14 protein-coding genes and 1 pseudogene are annotated in these 16,398 nt (G+C 68.0%); 7 read left to right on the top strand and 8 right to left on the bottom strand.

What is annotated here, in order from left to right; translation table 11 throughout:
* Positions 1–5: 5 nt before the first annotated feature.
* The 4 genes from QXK92_RS16860 to ligD form a co-directional block, all read right to left on the bottom strand.
* Positions 6–884, bottom strand: a complete 879-nt coding sequence (locus QXK92_RS16860; protein ID WP_306243041.1) for a 5-oxoprolinase/urea amidolyase family protein — start codon at positions 882–884, stop codon at positions 6–8.
* Positions 885–894: 10 nt separating this feature from the next.
* Positions 895–1,563, bottom strand: a complete 669-nt coding sequence (locus QXK92_RS16855) for an allophanate hydrolase subunit 1 (RefSeq protein WP_306243040.1) — start codon at positions 1,561–1,563, stop codon at positions 895–897.
* Positions 1,564–1,648: 85 nt separating this feature from the next.
* Positions 1,649–2,632, bottom strand: coding sequence for an ABC transporter substrate-binding protein (locus QXK92_RS16850; RefSeq protein ID WP_306243038.1), 984 nt, complete (start codon positions 2,630–2,632; stop codon positions 1,649–1,651).
* A gap of 32 nt (positions 2,633–2,664) precedes the next feature.
* Positions 2,665–3,900 (bottom strand): non-homologous end-joining DNA ligase, encoded by a 1,236-nt coding sequence (gene ligD, locus QXK92_RS16845; RefSeq protein ID WP_306243036.1) that lies wholly within the window; start codon positions 3,898–3,900, stop codon positions 2,665–2,667.
* Between the two features lie 69 nt (positions 3,901–3,969).
* Here ligD and fadD2 point away from each other — a divergent pair, with 69 nt between their 5' ends.
* A complete protein-coding gene (fadD2, locus tag QXK92_RS16840; RefSeq protein ID WP_306243034.1) occupies positions 3,970–5,721 on the top strand; it encodes a long-chain-fatty-acid--CoA ligase FadD2 in 1,752 nt (583 codons plus the stop codon).
* A gap of 74 nt (positions 5,722–5,795) precedes the next feature.
* Here the strand turns inward: fadD2 and QXK92_RS16835 are convergent, their stop codons facing one another.
* The 3 genes from QXK92_RS16835 to QXK92_RS16825 form a co-directional block, all read right to left on the bottom strand.
* On the bottom strand, positions 5,796–7,985 hold the full coding sequence (locus QXK92_RS16835) for an acyl-CoA dehydrogenase (protein ID WP_306243032.1): 2,190 nt from the start codon (positions 7,983–7,985) through the stop codon (positions 5,796–5,798).
* Between the two features lie 83 nt (positions 7,986–8,068).
* Positions 8,069–9,244, bottom strand: coding sequence for an alpha/beta hydrolase (locus tag QXK92_RS16830; protein WP_306244487.1), 1,176 nt, complete (start codon positions 9,242–9,244; stop codon positions 8,069–8,071).
* Positions 9,181–9,807, bottom strand: coding sequence for a TetR/AcrR family transcriptional regulator (locus tag QXK92_RS16825; RefSeq protein ID WP_306243030.1), 627 nt, complete (start codon positions 9,805–9,807; stop codon positions 9,181–9,183). Before QXK92_RS16825 ends, QXK92_RS16830 begins: the two co-directional genes overlap by 64 nt.
* 68 nt (positions 9,808–9,875) lie before the next feature.
* Here QXK92_RS16825 and QXK92_RS16820 point away from each other — a divergent pair, with 68 nt between their 5' ends.
* Together QXK92_RS16820 and QXK92_RS16815 are read left to right on the top strand one after the other, a co-directional pair.
* Complete coding sequence (locus QXK92_RS16820) at positions 9,876–10,457, top strand: VOC family protein (protein WP_306243029.1); 582 nt, start codon at positions 9,876–9,878, stop codon at positions 10,455–10,457.
* A gap of 17 nt (positions 10,458–10,474) precedes the next feature.
* Positions 10,475–11,020 (top strand): hypothetical protein, encoded by a 546-nt coding sequence (locus QXK92_RS16815; RefSeq protein ID WP_306243026.1) that lies wholly within the window; start codon positions 10,475–10,477, stop codon positions 11,018–11,020.
* Here QXK92_RS16815 and QXK92_RS16810 read toward each other — a convergent pair.
* Positions 10,947–11,642, bottom strand: a complete 696-nt coding sequence (locus tag QXK92_RS16810; protein ID WP_306243025.1) for a TetR/AcrR family transcriptional regulator — start codon at positions 11,640–11,642, stop codon at positions 10,947–10,949. The genes QXK92_RS16815 and QXK92_RS16810 overlap by 74 nt on opposite strands.
* A gap of 88 nt (positions 11,643–11,730) precedes the next feature.
* On the opposite strand from QXK92_RS16810, the gene QXK92_RS16805 reads away from it, so the two are divergent.
* The 4 genes and pseudogenes from QXK92_RS16805 (at position 11,731) to QXK92_RS16790 (ending at position 16,339) form a co-directional block, all read left to right on the top strand.
* The gene (locus QXK92_RS16805; RefSeq protein WP_306243023.1) at positions 11,731–12,636 is read left to right on the top strand and encodes an oxygenase MpaB family protein; all 906 of its coding nucleotides are present in this window, start codon (positions 11,731–11,733) and stop codon (positions 12,634–12,636) included.
* Between the two features lie 73 nt (positions 12,637–12,709).
* Positions 12,710–14,335: a PPE family protein gene (locus QXK92_RS16800; RefSeq protein WP_306243021.1), complete on the top strand. Its 1,626-nt coding sequence runs from the start codon at positions 12,710–12,712 to the stop codon at positions 14,333–14,335.
* Positions 14,336–14,356: 21 nt separating this feature from the next.
* On the top strand, positions 14,357–15,253 hold the full coding sequence (locus QXK92_RS16795) for a class I SAM-dependent methyltransferase (protein ID WP_306243019.1): 897 nt from the start codon (positions 14,357–14,359) through the stop codon (positions 15,251–15,253).
* Positions 15,254–15,291: 38 nt separating this feature from the next.
* Positions 15,292–16,339 (top strand): annotated as a pseudogene (locus tag QXK92_RS16790) (PPE family protein).
* The last annotated feature ends 59 nt before the right edge of the window (positions 16,340–16,398 follow it).

Raw genomic sequence — 16,398 nt, 5'->3', positions numbered from 1 at the left:
CGGCCCTAGTCTGTCCGCCGCGGCCGCGCCCAGTGCAGTCGCACATGTTGTCCGGGCCGCACCTGGGCGGCCTTGTCGATGTCCTCGTCGACCACCACGCCGATCACCGGGTAACCGCCGGTGACCGGGTGATCGGGGCCCAGAATCACCGGCAGCCCGTTGGGTGGAACCTGGATCGCGCCGCGGGTGGCGCCCTCGCTGGGCAGCTGCCGGTCCGGTTCGCGGTGGCGCAGCGGACGCCCGACGAGGCGCATGCCTACCCGGTCACTGCGGTCCGAGGCGACCCAGTCGGTATGGACCAGGGTGTCGGGGTCGGCGAACCAGTCGTCGCGCGGCCCCGGTATCACCAGCAGTTCGACCGCGTCGGTGGTGAAGGCGGCCACCGGGGCCTGGTCGAGTTCGGGGTAGTCGTCGGTGTGTTCGCCGACCGGCAGCACGTCGCCGGCCTGCAACGGCAACGGGCCGATCGCCGACATGACGTCGTAGCTGCGCGAGCCCAGCACCGGTGTCACGCAGATGCCCCCGCGCACCGCCAGATAGGTCCGCAAACCCGCCCGCGGCGTGCCCAGCGAAATCACCTGCCCGTCCCGGACGTGGTGAATGCTGTTGGTGCCGAACATGATTCCGTTGACGGTGGGATCGGTGTCGGCACCCGTCACGGCGATGTCCAGGTCGCCTCCCCGCACCCGGGCGGTCAGACCGCCGAACGTCACCTCCACGGTGGCACGGTCGTCGGGATTGGCGACCAGCCGGTTGGCCAGCGTGTGCGAGCGGCGGTCGGCGGCCCCGGACGGGCCGACGCCGAGGTGTGCCAGGCCGGTGCGGCCGAGGTCCTGGAGAACCGCCAGCGGTCCGGTGCGCAGGATTTCCAGAGTGGTGGTCATAACGTGCCTTTCACCCGGCCCGGAACCGCACCCAGCGGCCTTGCGTGAGCAGCGCCGGATCGCGGCGATCGATGTCCCACAACACCGCGTCGGTGTGACCGATGATCTGCCAGCCGCCCGGTGACTGCCGCGGATAGACCGCGCTGAATTCGCCGGCCAGCCCCACGGCGCCGGCCGGCACCGAGGTCCGCGGTTCGGCGCGACGGGGCACGCGCAGGCGCTCGTCACCGCCGATCAGGTAGGCAAAGCCGGGAGCGAACCCGCCGAACCCCACCCGCCACCGGGTGCCGGTGTGCGCGTCGATGACCTGCGCGGGGCTCAGGCCGGTGTGGCGGGAGACGTGGGCCAGGTCCGGACCGTCGTAGACGACATCGATCACGATGTCGTCGGCCGGGTCGCCGGCGTCGGCCCCCATTTCTCCGGGGGCCACCCGCAACCGTCTGATGCGCTGGCGGGTGACGCCCTGGAATCGCGGTCCGGCGAGTTTCACCAGGACGGTGACCGAGGCTGGGACGACGTCGACAACACCCGGCAACCGCGCCCCCCGCAGTGCCTCCGTCCACGCCAAAACCTCGCTGGTGCTGTCGCATTGCAGGATCAGGGCTTGGTCGCCGTAGTCGGCCACGGTGGTTACCACGTCGAGGCCCCCCGAGAAATCGGTGATCTCCGTCACACTCATCTTTCGACGGTAGCTCCGGGTTCCGGCCGCGTGCGAGCGATTTTGGGCACTGCCAGAGCTGCCTTAGCGAATGCTCAGAGCGCCATCAACCCAGGATCTTCGCCAACTGCGGGGGCAGCTGATCGGCGACCACGGGATAGCTCAGCGGCGACGCGAACGCGATCGCTCCGGCCAGGTCCTTGCCCGTGAAGATGTGACGCTTCTGCGCGGTCACCTGCGCCGCGGCCACCTCCGGGTCCGCCAGCAGCGCCTGCTCCTCCTCGGGGCTCTCCGTCGACCAGATCACCACGTCGGCGGCATCCAGCACGTCCTTGATGTGATCGCGCGGTATCACCGCCCGGTGGTCGGTGGCGTAGGGCTTGATGCTGTCGGCCACCACCAGACCCATCTGATTCAGGAAGTCGGTGCGCCAACCCGCCACGGTCGCCACGACCGTGCCCTGCCAGAGTCGGCCCTGCATGAGCAGCGCCTTCTTGCCCTTCCACGCCGGGTTCTTCTGCGCCACATCGGTGAATTTGCCGTCGACCGCGTTGACCAACGACTTCATCTGGTCGGCCTGGAACACGGCCTGGCCGATCGCGGTGGCCTGGTCCTTCCACGGCTCGAAGAACGCGTCGCCGTCGGACTGGGCGATGGTCGGTGCGATCGCGGACAGCTTCTGGTACGTGTCGGCGTCCAGGCCGGCATTCGTCGCCACGATCAGGTCCGGTTTGAGGCCGGCGATCTGGTCCACCTGTATCCCGTTATCCAGGTTCAGCAGAACCGGTTGTGCCGCACCGAGTTTCGGCTGTGCCCAGGGCCACACCCCGAACGGCTGATCGCCGAACCAGTTGGTCACGGCGATCGGCACCACACCGACGGCCAACAGGTCGTCCTGTTCGGTGTAGCCGGCGCTCACCACCCGTTTGGGCGGTTCCTTGACGACGGTCTGACCGAACAGATGGGTTACTGTCACCGAGCCGCCGCCGGCCGATCCGGGCGCCGGCTTGGGGTCGGAACACGCAGCAAGCAGCCCGGCAAACCCGGCGGCCTGCAAAAATCCGCGCCGACTCCATCCCTGCTGCTGCACAGCGTGAGAGTATCGCGTGTCTTACCGGGCCGTCAGTTACGTGGCCGGGGCGCGGGTTTATAGCCGTCCCAAGGGGAGTAATCGGCGATCAGTTCTTCCTGCGGCGGACGCTGCCCGGCGGGCACGTGCTGCAGGTTGATGCGGATCCGGTACCAGATCGAACTGGGCCCGCGCATGCCGTCGACCAGCACGTCGACCGGCTGCAACAGCGCAGCCGCGGCGGGATGCCGCTCCCGCCAGGTGTCCAGCGCGGCCATCGCCTCGTCCCTGGTCTTGGTGCGGGCGACCTCGATCAGCGGCATCACCGACTGTCGCCTGCCGTCGGCGGACTTCTTGGCGCCGCGCGGCGCCTTCTCCGGCGGGCCGAGTTCCTCGGCCAACCCCAGCAACTGCTCCAAGCTGCCGCTCACGTCGTCCATGCCGGCCCAGGGGTCCCCGATCTCGGCGAACCGGCCGGGAACGGTGGCGATGGTGAACTCTTCCGGGCGGCAGTCGGGGACCTCGTCCCAGCGCAGCGGCGTCGACACCCGCGCGTCCGGGGTGGCACGCACCGAGTACGCCGACGCGACCGTGCGGTCCTTGGCGTTCTGGTTGAAGTCGACGAACACGCCCTCGCGTTCCTCCTTCCACCACCGGCTGGTCGCCAAATCCGGTACCCGCCGCTCGACCTCGCGCGCGACGGTCTGCGCGGCCAACCGCACCTTGGCGAACGGCCAGTGCGGGGCGATGCGGGCGTAGACGTGGAAGCCGCGCGATCCCGACGTCTTCGGCCAGGCCGTCAGGCCGTGATCCTCGAGCACTTCCCGGGCCACCATCGCCACCTCGACGATGCGGCGCCAGTCGACGCCGGGCATCGGGTCCAGGTCCACCCGCAGCTCGTCGGGGTGCTCGAGATCGTTGGCGCGCACCGGATGTGGGTTCAGGTCGACGCAACCCATATTGATCACCCAGGCCAGTCCCGCGGCGTCGTGGATGACGGCCTCGTCGGCCGAGGTGCCGGAGGCGTACCGCAACGTGGCGACGTCCACCCACTCCGGTCGATTGGCGGGCGCGCGCTTCTGGAACACCGCCTCTTCGGTGATGCCCTTGACGAAGCGCTTGAGAATCATCGGCCGGTCGGCAACCCCGCGCAGGGCGCCGTCGGCCACGCTCAGGTAGTAGCGGATCAGGTCCAGCTTGGTGGTGCCCCGATCCGGAAATACGACCTTGTCCGGATGCGTGACGCTGACCTCGCGGCCGCCCACGTCCACCGACACGGGTTTGGTCATAGAACTCGATGGTAATTCGGTGGAAACCTACCGATCGCTTTGCGACCTCCGTCACATATGGTGAGGAACATGCCTAACCTCAGCGACCTGCCCGGGCAGATCCCTGCCAAGATTCAGCAGTACGTCGAACGCGGCGCTGCCGAACTGCACTACGTGCGCAAGATCTTCGAAGCGGGCGCGTTCAAGATCGAGTCGCCGCTCAAAACTGCCGCCATGGCGGCCGACATCGCCAAGTGGGGCGAGTTCGGCATGCTGCCTTCGCTCAACGCCCGCCGCCATCCCGATGCCCGGGCCGTCATCGACGAAGAGGGCTCGATGACGTACCAGGAGCTGGACGAGGCCGCCCACGCGGTGGCCAACGGCCTGATCGAGATGGGCGTCAAGGGCGGGGACGGGGTGGCAATCCTGGCCCGCAACACCCGGTGGTTCGTCATCGCCAATTATGGCGCGGCCCGGGCCGGCGCCCGCATCATCCTGCTCAACAGCGAATTCTCTGGGCCGCAGGTCAAAGAGGTCTCCGAGCGCGAAGGCGCCAAGGTGATCATCTACGACGACGAGTACACCAAGGTCGTCAGCAAGGCCGAGCCGGAGCTCGGCAAGTTGCGGGCGCTGGGCACGAATCCGGACAGCGACGAGGACTCAGGCAGCACCGACGAGACCCTGGCCGAGCTGATCGAGCGCAGCAGTAAGGAACCGGCGCCCAAGGCCAGCAAGCACGCGTCGATCATCATCCTGACCAGCGGAACGACCGGCACGCCGAAGGGCGCCAACCGCAGCACCCCGCCGACGCTGGCGCCGGTGGGCGGCATCCTCTCGCATGTCCCGTTCAAGGCCAACGAGATCACCTCGCTGCCCGCGCCGATGTTCCACGCGCTCGGCTACCTGCACGCCACCATCGCGATGTTCCTGGGCTCGACGCTGGTGCTGCGCCGCAAGTTCAAGCCGCCGATGGTCCTGGAAGACCTGGAAAAGCACAAGGCGACCGCGATGGTCGTGGTGCCGGTGATGCTGTCGCGGCTGCTCGACACGATCGAGAAGATGGACAAGAAGCCCGACCTGTCACACCTGAAGATCATCTTCGTGTCCGGCTCACAGCTGGGCGCCGAGCTGGCGCAGCGCGCACTGAAAGACTTCGGCCCCGTCATCTACAACATGTACGGCTCCACCGAGATCGCCTTCGCGACCATCGCCGGGCCGAAGGATCTGGAGAAGAACCCGGCGACCGTCGGTCCCGTCGTCAAGGGCGTCAAGGTCAAGATCCTCGACGACAACGGCAAGGAGAAGCCGCAGGGCGAGGTCGGGCGGATCTTCGTCGGCAACGCCTTCCCGTTCGAGGGCTACACCGGCGGCGGTCACAAGCAGATCATCGACGGCCTGATGTCGTCGGGCGATGTCGGTTACTTCGATGAGCACGGCCTGCTGTACGTCAGCGGCCGCGACGACGAGATGATCGTCTCCGGCGGCGAGAACGTGTTCCCGGCCGAGGTCGAGGACTGCCTCAGTGGGCATCCCGAGGTGGTGGAGGCCACCGCGATCGGCGTCGAGGACAAGGAGTGGGGCCACCGGCTGCGTGCCTTCGTGGTCAAGAAGGACGGCTCGGACGTCGACGAGGACACGCTCAAGAAGCACGTGAAAGAGGAGCTGGCCCGGTACAAGGTGCCGCGCGAGGTCATCTTCCTCGACGAGTTGCCGCGCAACCCCACCGGCAAGATCCTCAAGCGCGAACTGCGCGAGCTGGACGTCGACTCCGACGCCGACAAGGAGAAGGCCAACGACAAGGCCAAGGACCTCGCCAAGGACGCCGAGAAGAAGGCCGACTAACCCCGGCGAGCAGACGCGAAGTCGCGCTATTCGTGCCGAATTCGCGCGACTTCGCGTCTGCTGGCGCCTCTTGGCTAGGGGTCGCGGGGGAGCCCGAGCAGGCGCTCGGCGATGATGTTGAGCTGGACCTCCGAGGTGCCGCCGTAGATGGTGGTGGCCCGGCTGGACAGCAGGAACTCACCCCACTTGCCCTGCGGGGTATTCGGATCGGCGATGACCGCGTCGGTGCCGAAGGACGACACCGCGAATTCGGCGTAGCCCTGGCCGGTTCGCATGGACAGCAACTTGGAGATTGCGGCTGAGGGCATCGCGTCGCCGCCGGCCAGGGTCAGCAGCGTCGACCGCAGGTTCAGCACCTTGGCGGCGTGCCCCTCGGCGATCAACTGGCCGGCGCGGTGCCGCGCGACCTGGTCGAAGTGGCCGTCCCGCACGAACTCGACGAACTGCGGCAGACTGGCCAAGAAGTTCAGGTCGCTACCGCCGATCGAAACCCGTTCGGCGGTAAGGGTATTGCGGCTGACCTCCCAGCCCCGGTTCACCTCGCCCAGCACGTACTCGTCCGGCACGAACACGTCGTCGATGTAGACGGTGTTGAAGAACTCCTGCCCGGTGAGCTCGCGCAGCGGCTTGACCGTCACGCCCTCGCTCTTCATGTCGAGCAGAAAGTACGTGATGCCCTGATGCTTTGGGGCGTTTGGATCGCTTCTCGCCAGCAGCGCGCCCCACTGGGAGAATTGCGCCGCGGTAGTCCAGATCTTCTGGCCGGTGATGCGCCAGCCACCGTCCACCTTGGTCGCCTTGGTGGACAGGCCGGCCAGGTCGGATCCGGCGCCGGGCTCGGAAAACAGTTGGCACCAGACCATTTCGCCGCGGAAGGTCGGAGGCAGAAAGCGCTGCTGCTGCTCCTCGGTACCGAACGCGACGATGGACGGGATGATCCAGGCGGCGATGCCGACCTGCGGCCGCTTGACCCGCCCGGCGGTGAACTCCTGGGCGATGATGACCTGCTCGACCGGGCTCGATGCCCGGCCCCACGGCTTGGGCAGATAGGGGAGCACCCACCCGGCCTCGGCGATCGCGACTTTGCGCGCCTCGCGGTCCATCTCCTTGAAGGCGGCTACCTCGGCGCGGATCTCGGCGCGCAGTTTTTCGGTGTCGGGATCCAGATCGATGTCCACCGCGCGCATGCCGGTGGTGGTGGCCGTATCGACCACGCGTTGCGGGTACTCCGAGGCGCGGCCGAAGCAGGCCGCCAGCAACAGGGCGCGGCGGTAGTACACGTTGGTGTCGTGCTCCCACGTGAAGCCGATGCCGCCGTGCACCTGAATGCAATCCTGGGTGCACCGCTGCGCGGCGGCCGGCGCCAGTGTCGCCGCCACGGCCGCGGCGAAGGCAACGTGGGTGTCCTCGCCCGTCTCGTCCAAAGCACGGGCCGCGTCCCACACCGCGGCGGTGGCCCGCTCGGTGTCGGCGATCATCTCGGCGCACTTGTGCTTGATGGCCTGGAACTGGCCGATCGGCCGGCCGAACTGTTCGCGGATCTTGGCATAGGCGGACGCGGTTTCGGTCGCCCAGCGCGCCACCCCCACCGCCTCGGCCGAGAGCAGTGTGGTCATCAGCGCGTGGGCCTTCGTCATGCTCAGGTCGGCCAGCACCACGTCGTCGCCCACCTCGACCGCGTTGGCGCAGACATCGGCAACGGGACGCAGCGGGTCGATGCTTCGCACCGGCCTGATCTCGAGCTGGTCGGAGCGCAGCACCACCCACTCTTCCCCGCTGTCGATGGCGACCGGCAGCACCAGGATGGAGGCCTGCGCGGCCGCGGGCACCGCGCGGACTTCGCCGCGGATCACCAGGACGTCGCCCTGCCGGGTGGCCGTCAGTCCCGAGTCCAGCGCATAGGCGCCGATGGCCGCGCCGGACGCCAGTTCGGCGAGCACCTTGGCGTCGGGGTCGTGCGCGGCGATCAGCGCGCTGGCGATCGCCGACGGCACGAACGGTCCCGGCACCGCGCCGTGACCGAATTCGGCGAGCACGATGGCCAGCTCGAGGATGCCGAAGCCCTGGCCGCCGACGGATTCGGCCAGGTGCACCCCCTGCAGGCCCTGCTCGGAGGCTGCCTGCCAGTACGGCGGCGGATTGTCGAGTTCTGTTGAAGGCGTCTCGAGCGCCGCATGCAGCACTTCGGACGGCGCTACCCGCGCCACGAAGGACCGCACTGAATCGGCCAGGTCTTGATGTTCAGGGGTGATCGCGATCGGCATTGGTCGCCTTCCCATCGGGTCCGTTTCGGCCAAGCACCTTCCAAGCTAACAACCAGTGGGTTGGTTGACGACAGCGGTTCGGCTCAGGGCCAGCGCTGCCCGATCCACTCGGCGATGGTGTCGGCCTGCTGATCGCGGGCGCCCGGGGTGGTGAAGTAGTGATCGGTGTCGATGGCGGCCTGCGATTTGTCGGTGCCGGCCAGTGCGTCGAAGATGCGCTGGGCGTCGGACGGGAAGACGCCGGTGTCGGCTTCGGCGTTGATCACCAGCGCCGGGCAGGTGATGCGATGCAGGTGCGGCTCGGCCCGGGTCTGCGCCACCCGCAGGCTCCACATACCCAGCCAGTTGCGCAGCGTGCAGGCCGCGGCGATCCCGAAGGCGGAGCGGTTGGCTTTGATCGGCGGGCCGGCATAACACGAATTGGGTTGGCGTTTGGTGGGTTCGATGGTCGGGTCGACCATGCGCGGGTCCGCCCAGGTGCGCATCACGGTGAACGGGCGGTCAGAGAAGCCGGCGCCGCGCACGCGGGTGAGTTCGGCCTCGGCCCAGTCGGTGATGGCGTGGTTGCGCGCCACCTGTGCCGCCCGATAGCGCTGCACGAACTCCGGCGAATACGGCGGACCGTTCTGCTCGTTGAACAGGTCCAGCTCGGGATCCGTTGCAACGGGATCATTTTCGTCGATGACGGCACCGTCCATCCAGGCGGTGAGGACGTCGGGCCGCCCGGGATGGGCGGCGGTGGCGACGTAGCCGTCGGCGGCCGGCAGTTCGGTGATACCGTCGGCGGGCCGCATGCCCTCCAGCGGCGTCACGTTCGGCTCGACCGCCTGCGACTGATACGCCGACATCAGTGAACCGCCGCCCGAATTTCCGAGCAGCACAACCGTTTCCGCGCCGGCAACGTCTCGTAGCCAGCGCACTCCGACGCCGATGTCGACCAGGGCGTGATCGAGCAGGAAGCTGCTCTCGAAGCCGCGGAACCGGGTGTTCCAACCCAGGAATCCGATGCCGCGCGCTGCCAGGTACTCGGCGATGTAGTGCTCGGAGAAGTCGATCTGATAGTGCGTGGCGATCGTCGCGACCTTCGGCCGCTGCCCGGCGGCGTGGTGGTAGAGACCCTGACAGGGGTGCCCGCCGGCGCCGGCCCGTCCGGCGGTGCGCGACGGCAGTCCGATGAACTCGCGGATGATCTCGGTCAAGGGCGTTGCTCCTCGCTGTAGATGGCGCGGTAGTAGATGTTGGCCAGGGTGCGGATGCAGGCCTCGTCGTCCGGCGGGTCCGGGCGGGTGAGCTGGATGTAGCAGAACTGGTTGAACATGGCGACGATCGCCTCGGCCAGCAACTGCGGGTCGTCCTGCGGGCAGTAGCCTTGCCGCTGCGCGCGCCGGACCGAGTCTGCGATGAATGAGATTGGGATCGAACACATCTCGGCCCAATGCTCGGCGAAGTCCGCGTTGACCATCGCCAGTTGCGACACGCTGATCATCTCCGCGAGCCGGTGCCGGTAGGTGTGCCAGTGCGCGGCAGCGGCCTGGTGTGCCCGCTCGCGCTCGGACAGCCCGTGCTCGGTCACCGCCAGTGCGCGTTCGCCGGCCTCGTCGCGGAAGCGCAGCGCCCATTGGCGCACCATCGCCTCTTTGGAGTCGTAGTAGTTGTAGAACGACGCCGCCGAGCGGCCGGCCTCGGCCGCGATGTCGGCGATGGTCGTCGCCAGAATGCCTTTGCGTGCGATCACCGTTCGGGCGGCGGCGTCGATAGCGGCCTGGGTACGCCGCCCGCGGTGCGTGGGGAACTGGGGCTCCGCCCGTTCTGCCGCGGTCACCTGGCACCTCCCGGGATCTGAATCTGATGTTAGATTCAGGTACGGATCATAACCAGGGGAGCCGCACCATGATCAAGCCGCACAACACCAACAGCGAGTTCGAACTCGGCGGTATCAACCACGTCGCGCTGGTGTGCTCGGACATGCAGCGCACGGTGGACTTCTACAGCAACGTCCTCGGCATGCCGCTGATCAAGTCGCTCGACCTGCCCGGTGGCGCGGGCCAGCACTTCTTCTTCGACGCCGGCAACGGCGACTGCGTCGCGTTCTTCTGGTTCGCCGAGGCGGCCGACCGGGTGCCGGGCATCTCGTCGCCGGGCGCCCTGCCCGGCCTCGGGGACATCACCAGCGCGGTCAGCACGATGAACCACCTCGCGTTTCACGTGCCGGCCGACAAATTCGACGCCTACCGGCAGCGTCTGAAAGACAAGGGCGTGCGGGTCGGACCCGTACTCAACCATGATGAGAGCCCGATGCAGGTGTCGGCCACGGTGCACCCCGGGGTGTACGTACGCTCCTTCTATTTCCAGGACCCCGACGGCATCATGCTGGAATTCGCCTGCTGGGTAAGGGAATTCACCGAAGCCGATACCCCGGCGGTGCCCAGGACCGCGGCCGATCGCCGCCCGCCGGTGACGGCGGGCCGCTAGCCCCCGATACTTTGAGCGTGACCGAGGGCATTCTTTCCGACGAACAGATCGAGGCGCTGAGCCCGCAGCAGCGACGGGAGTTGATCACCCGGCTGGAGAAGCCGGTGAGCGAGCTGGAGGATCCGGAGACCCTGGCGCGGATGCGGCGGATCCGGCTCGGTCTGATCGTCGGCGGTCTGATCGTGATGATCCCGTGGATCGGCTACCTGTCGGTCACGCTTCCGCAGAAGTACGTGGCCCACAACTGGCCCGCCACCTGGATCGGTTTCGACATCCTGCTGCTCGGGTTCATGGCTGCCACCGCGGTGCTGGCGTTCCTGCGCCGGCAGTTGATCGTGCTCACCGGGTTCACCACCGGTGTGTTGCTGATCTGCGACGGGTGGTTCGACCTGATGACCGCCAAGCCGGAGGACGCCGCCTTGTCTGTGGTCACCGCGATGCTGATCCAGGCGCCGATGGCTTATCTGCTGATCTCCGGCGCGCTGCGGATCATGCGTCTGACGTGGTTGCGTCTGTGGCTGCACCCCGAGATGCGGGTGTGGCAGGTGCCGTTGATGCCCTAGTCGGCTGGTAGAGGCTGGGTTCGGTCAGCTCGACCAGCATCGAGGCCAGGAGGTCGGCGAGTTCGTCGGGCTCCATCTTCACTTCGCCATCCAGCCAGGCGCTCAGTGTCTGCCCGACCCCGCCGACGGAGAAGTGTGTTGCCGCCTTGACCCGCTCGTTCTCCGGTGCGCGCAGCATGTCGATCACGTGCCGACCGGTCACCAGCGCAAACAGTGCGCTGGATTCGGCCCGTTTGCGGATCACCACGGCGTTGGCGATCTTGGTGCTGAACACCAGACGGCCGATGCGGGCGTCCTCGGCGACGCTGCGCACCACGACGCCCATCCCGGCGCGGGCCTGTTCATCCGGCGGCCCCGTCGCAGCGGCGGACGTGATGTTGACCGCGAGCTTGGCGATCACCCAGTCATAGACGCGCTCGACGAACTCGTCCTTGTCGCTGAAGCTCTCGTAGAAGTACCGGGCGGACAACCCGGCACGTTGGCAGACGCTGCGGACCGTCAGCTCTGGGTCGTCGGGCGAACCCAGGAGGTCCAGACCCGCTTCCAAAAGTTGGTTGCGGCGCGCCGCAAGACGTTCGGTCGCGTCGATGCCCCGGTAGGGCCGTGCGCTCGGCGGCGTCATGGTGTCCATCTTGACATCGGCATGCTGTACCGGACAATATCAGGAAACACGCGTTGTCAAATTAAGGTGCAATGGCCGGGAGTCGACAATGACCATTCAAGAGACGGTGCGCCAGCGCCTTCCGCACGTGGAGCGCCCGATCTCCGACAATCCGCGGCCGGACGGTAGAACCCGCCGACGGCTGGCTGAGGACTACAGCCTGATGGGTGTGGCGCTACTGGCCGGGCCGGCCAACGTCATCATGGAGTTGTCACGCCCCGGCGTCGGGCACGGAGTGGCGGAGAGTCGCGTCGAGAGCGGGCGCATCGACCGCCATCCCATCAAGCGGGCCCGCACCACGTTCACCTACATCGCGGTCGCCAACGCCGGCACCGACACTCAGAAGGCGGCCTTCCGCCGCGCCGTGAACCGCGCCCACGCGCAGGTCTACTCCACTCCCGATAGTCCGGTGTCCTACAACGCTTTCGATCCGGACCTGCAGTTATGGGTTGCGGCGTGCATCTTCAAGGGCGGCATCGACATTTATCGCACGTTCGTCGGTGAGTTGACCGCCGAAGAAGCCGACCGGCTGTACCAGGAGGGCATGTCGATCGGCACCACCCTGCAGGTGCCGGTGGAGATGTGGCCGGCGGATGTAGCGGCCTTCGACAAGTATTGGCAGGAATCACTGGACAAGGTGCACATCGACGACACCGTCCGGGAATTCCTCTACCCGATCGCGGTAGCCCGGATCAAGGGCGTGCCGCTGCCCGCCTGGATGCGTGCTCCCTTGGAAAACGTCGCGCTGCTGATCACCACCGGCTTCCTGCCGCAACGATTTCGCGACGAGATGCGGCTGCCCTGGAACGACGCCAAGCAGCGGCAGTTCGACGGGTTGATGTCGGTGATCGGCGCCGTGAACGGCCTGGTTCCGAAGGTGGTTCGGCAGTTTCCGTTCAACCTGATGCTCTGGGACCTGGATCGGCGGATCAGGACGGGCCGGCCGCTCGTGTAGCGCCCCGTATTGAAAACGATTATCAAAAGCGTTAACGTCCGAAGTCGGTGTTCGCCGATGGAGGAGTGTTGTGATGGCCACGGTCTGGATGGCGGCTCCGCCTGAAGTGCATTCGACGCTGCTCAGCGCCGGCCCCGGGCCCGGCGCGTTGATGGCCGCGGCGGCGGCGTGGACGGCGTTGAGCACCGAGTACACCGCGGTGGCCGACGAACTCCTGACGCTGCTGGGGGCGGTGCAGGGCGGGGCGTGGGAGGGGCCGACCGCGGCGCAGTATGTTGCCGCGCACCAGCCTTTCCTGGCGTGGCTGACGCAGGCTGGTTTCACCAGCGCCCAGGCGGCCACCCAACACGAGACCGCGGCCGCCGCCTACGTCAGTGCGCTGGCGGCGATGCCGACGATGGTGGAGTTGGCCGCCAATCATGCGATACACGGTGTGCTCATCGCGACCAATTTCTTCGGCATCAACACCATCCCGATCGCCCTCAACGAGGCCGACTACGCGCGGATGTGGATCCAGGCAGCCACCACGATGGCGACCTACGACGCGGTGTCGAGCGCCGCCGCGGCCTCGACTCCGGCCACCGCTCCGGCGCCGGAGATCGTGGCGGCCGAAGACGACCACGGGGACGACGACCACGGCGATGACCACGATCATGCCGAAGACGACCACGGGGACGACCACGATCATGGCGAAGACGGCCACGAAGACCACGACCACGGGGACCCCACCCCGCTGGACTACCTGGTTGCCGACCTGTTGCGGGCGATCACCGGCGGCCAGATCGACTGGGACCCCCTGGAGGGGACGCTGAACGGCGTCCACATGCACGACATCGCCGACGCGACCCAACCCATGTGGTGGGTGGCGCGCTCCCTCGAGTTCGGCCAGCAGTTCGAGACTTTCGTCCAGCAGTTGTTCACCAACCCCGCCGGGGCGATCGAGTACGTCGTCCAACTCGCCGAGTTCGACTGGCCGACGCACCTGGCTCAGCTGGTTCCGCTGCTGCAATCCCCGCAGCTGCTGTCCTTTGCAATCGGCGGCGCCGTCGCCAACCTCGGTGCGGTGAGCGGCTTGGCCGGGCTGGCCGGACTCGGCGGGATACCGCCCGCGACGGTCGCCGCGGTCGTGCCGCCCGTCGCTGCGGCGACACCTGCCATCGCCGTCGCGGGACCCGCTCCCAGCGTGGTGGCCTCCGCGGCACCTGCCGCGCCGGCGCCGACGACGGCCACCGTCACCAGCACGGTCACCAGCGTGGGGACCGCACCACCGGCCGCCGGGCCGGCTGCCGGCACCGGCTTCCCCTTCCTGGTGGGCGGCGGACCCGGGATCGGATTCGGTTCGGGCATGAGTGCGCGTGCCAGTGCCAGCAGAAAGGCTCCGGAGCCCGACCTGGCTGCTGCGGCGGCCGCGGCGTCCGCACGCGAGCAGGCACGGGAGCGACGTCGCCGGCGTGCGGCGGCGCGCGATCACGGCGACGAGTTCGCCGATATGAATGTGGGCGTTGACCCGGACTGGGCAGCAGACGCCGGGCCCGCGGCATCGGGGACCGGCGCCGGTGGTTTCGGTGGATTCACCGGCACCGTGCGCAGCGAATCCGTCGCCGACGCGTCGGGGCTGGCCACACTGGTTGACGACGAATTCGGTGGCCGGCCGAGGGCGCCGATGTTGCCGCGCACCTGGGATCCCGACGGGGCGTGAGCCGCGCGTAGGGTCGGTTGAGTGCGAAGCGAACGCGACAGCTGGGACATCACAACGAGCGTGGGGTCGACGGCGCTGTTCGTCGCGACCGCGCGGGCGTTAGAGGCCAAGAAGCCGGACCCGCTGGTCGTCGACGCGTATGCCGAACTGTTCTGCCGGGCAGTGGGCGGTTCCTGGGCCGACGTACTCGACGGCAACGCGCCTGACCATGAGCTGCTCAGCGATGACTTCGGTCAGCACTTCGTCAACTTCCAGGCCGCTCGCACGAAGTACTTCGACGCCTACTTCCACCGTGCGGCGGCAGCCGGGGCGCGTCAGGTGGTGATCCTCGCGGCCGGACTGGACTCGCGGGCCTACCGATTGCCGTGGCCGGACGGCACCACCATCTTCGAGCTGGATCAACCGCAAGTTCTCGAGTTCAAGCGCGAGGTGCTCGCCGAGCATGGCGTGCAGCCGCGCGCCCAGCGCCGAGAGATCGCCGTAGACCTTCGCGACGACTGGTCGGCGGCGTTGCAGGACAACGGCTTTGATCCCACGCTGTTTTCCGCCTGGATCGCCGAAGGGCTACTGATCTATCTGCCGGCCGCCGCGCAGGAGCAGCTGTTCACCGGCATCGACGCGCTGGCCACCCTCGGCAGCCACGTCGCCGTCGAGGACGGCGCCCCGATGCCTCCTGAAGAGTTCCAGGCCAAGGTGGAAGAGGAACGCGCCGCCGGGGAGGAGCGCCCCTTCTTCCAGTTGGTCTACAACGAACGCTGCGCGCCCGCCGCCGACTGGTTCGGTGAGCACGGCTGGACGGCGATCGGAACACCCCTGAACGACTACCTGCGGGAGGTCGGTCGGCCGGTACCCGAGCCCGGATCCGAGGCAGCCCCGATGTTCGCCCGCAATACGCTGGTGAGCGCCGCCAAGCCGTAGCGGACGGCTGCGGTTTCTGTGAGTCGCAAAAGAAGTTGATGTATGTCGGGAACTTTTCCCGACGTATCCCCGACTACCTGTCCGTGCCGGTTGTGCCGTGGGGGGCCTTCCCGCCCGAGATTCATTCGGCCCAGCTCAGCAGCGGCCCAGGACCGTCGGGCTGGCTGACGGCCGCGCAGGCGTGGCGCTCGCTCAGTGCCGGGTACGTCTCGGCTGCCGACGAACTTGCCGGTCTGCTCGCGGCAGTGCAGGCCGGTGCCTGGGAGGGGCCGACGGCGGCGCGGTACGCGGCCGCGCATGTGCCGTATCTGCAGTGGCTGCAGCGGGCCGGCGCAACCAGCGCGGACACCGCCGTGCGGCAGGAATCCGCCGCGACCGCCTACACCGTCGCGCTGGCCGCCATGCCGACCCTGGCCGAACTCGCCGCCAACCATGTCGTGCACTCGGCGCTGGTGGCAACAAACTTCTTCGGGATCAATACCATTCCCATCGCGGTCAATGAGGCCGACTATGTCCGGATGTGGATCCAGGCCGCTGACACGATGACCGCTTACCAGGCGGTCACCGATGCGGCGGTGGCACCGGCGGCGCCGGCCGACGCGGCGCCCCCGATCCTGGTGGCCGACCACGCCGACCCTTCCGACGATGGCAGCCCCGCCGCCGACGCCGCCGGGTGTGGGACCGGCCGGTTATCCCTACCTGGTCGGCGGATCGGGGACAGGCTTCGGATCGGCAATGAGCACCAGTGCCCGCCGCAGGGCGGTAGCGCCGGACGAGGTCGCTGCGCCGGCGGCGGTCACGGCCCCGGAGCGTGGGAAAGACCGGGCCCGCCGGCGGGCCCGCGCGACGCTGCCCGACCGTGGACACCGCCACGAGTTCCTGAGCGCCGAGTCGGGGTCGGGCGCGGGACCCCTCGGCTTCGCCGGAACGCTTGCCCGGGGGACCGCCGCCGACGCCGCGGGCCTGACGCAGTTGAGCGCCGACGGGTTCATCGGTGCGCCGGTGGCGCCGATCCTGCCGCGTACCTGGGCGCCGGGCCGAGAGCCACCCCACCCCGGTGTTGTTAATGAAAATCATATTCAGTAAGCTTCAGTACCTTGGCCTCGCATCATCTCCAGCCGCGGAAAATGCGCAGGTCAGCAGCT

It is taken from the genome of Mycobacterium sp. TY815 (genome assembly GCF_030755135.1).
In the GTDB taxonomy this organism is placed as follows: Bacteria; Actinomycetota; Actinomycetes; order Mycobacteriales; family Mycobacteriaceae; genus Mycobacterium.
Note: the sequence above shows the minus strand (reverse complement) of the source record. Positions and strands in the feature narration are given on the sequence as shown.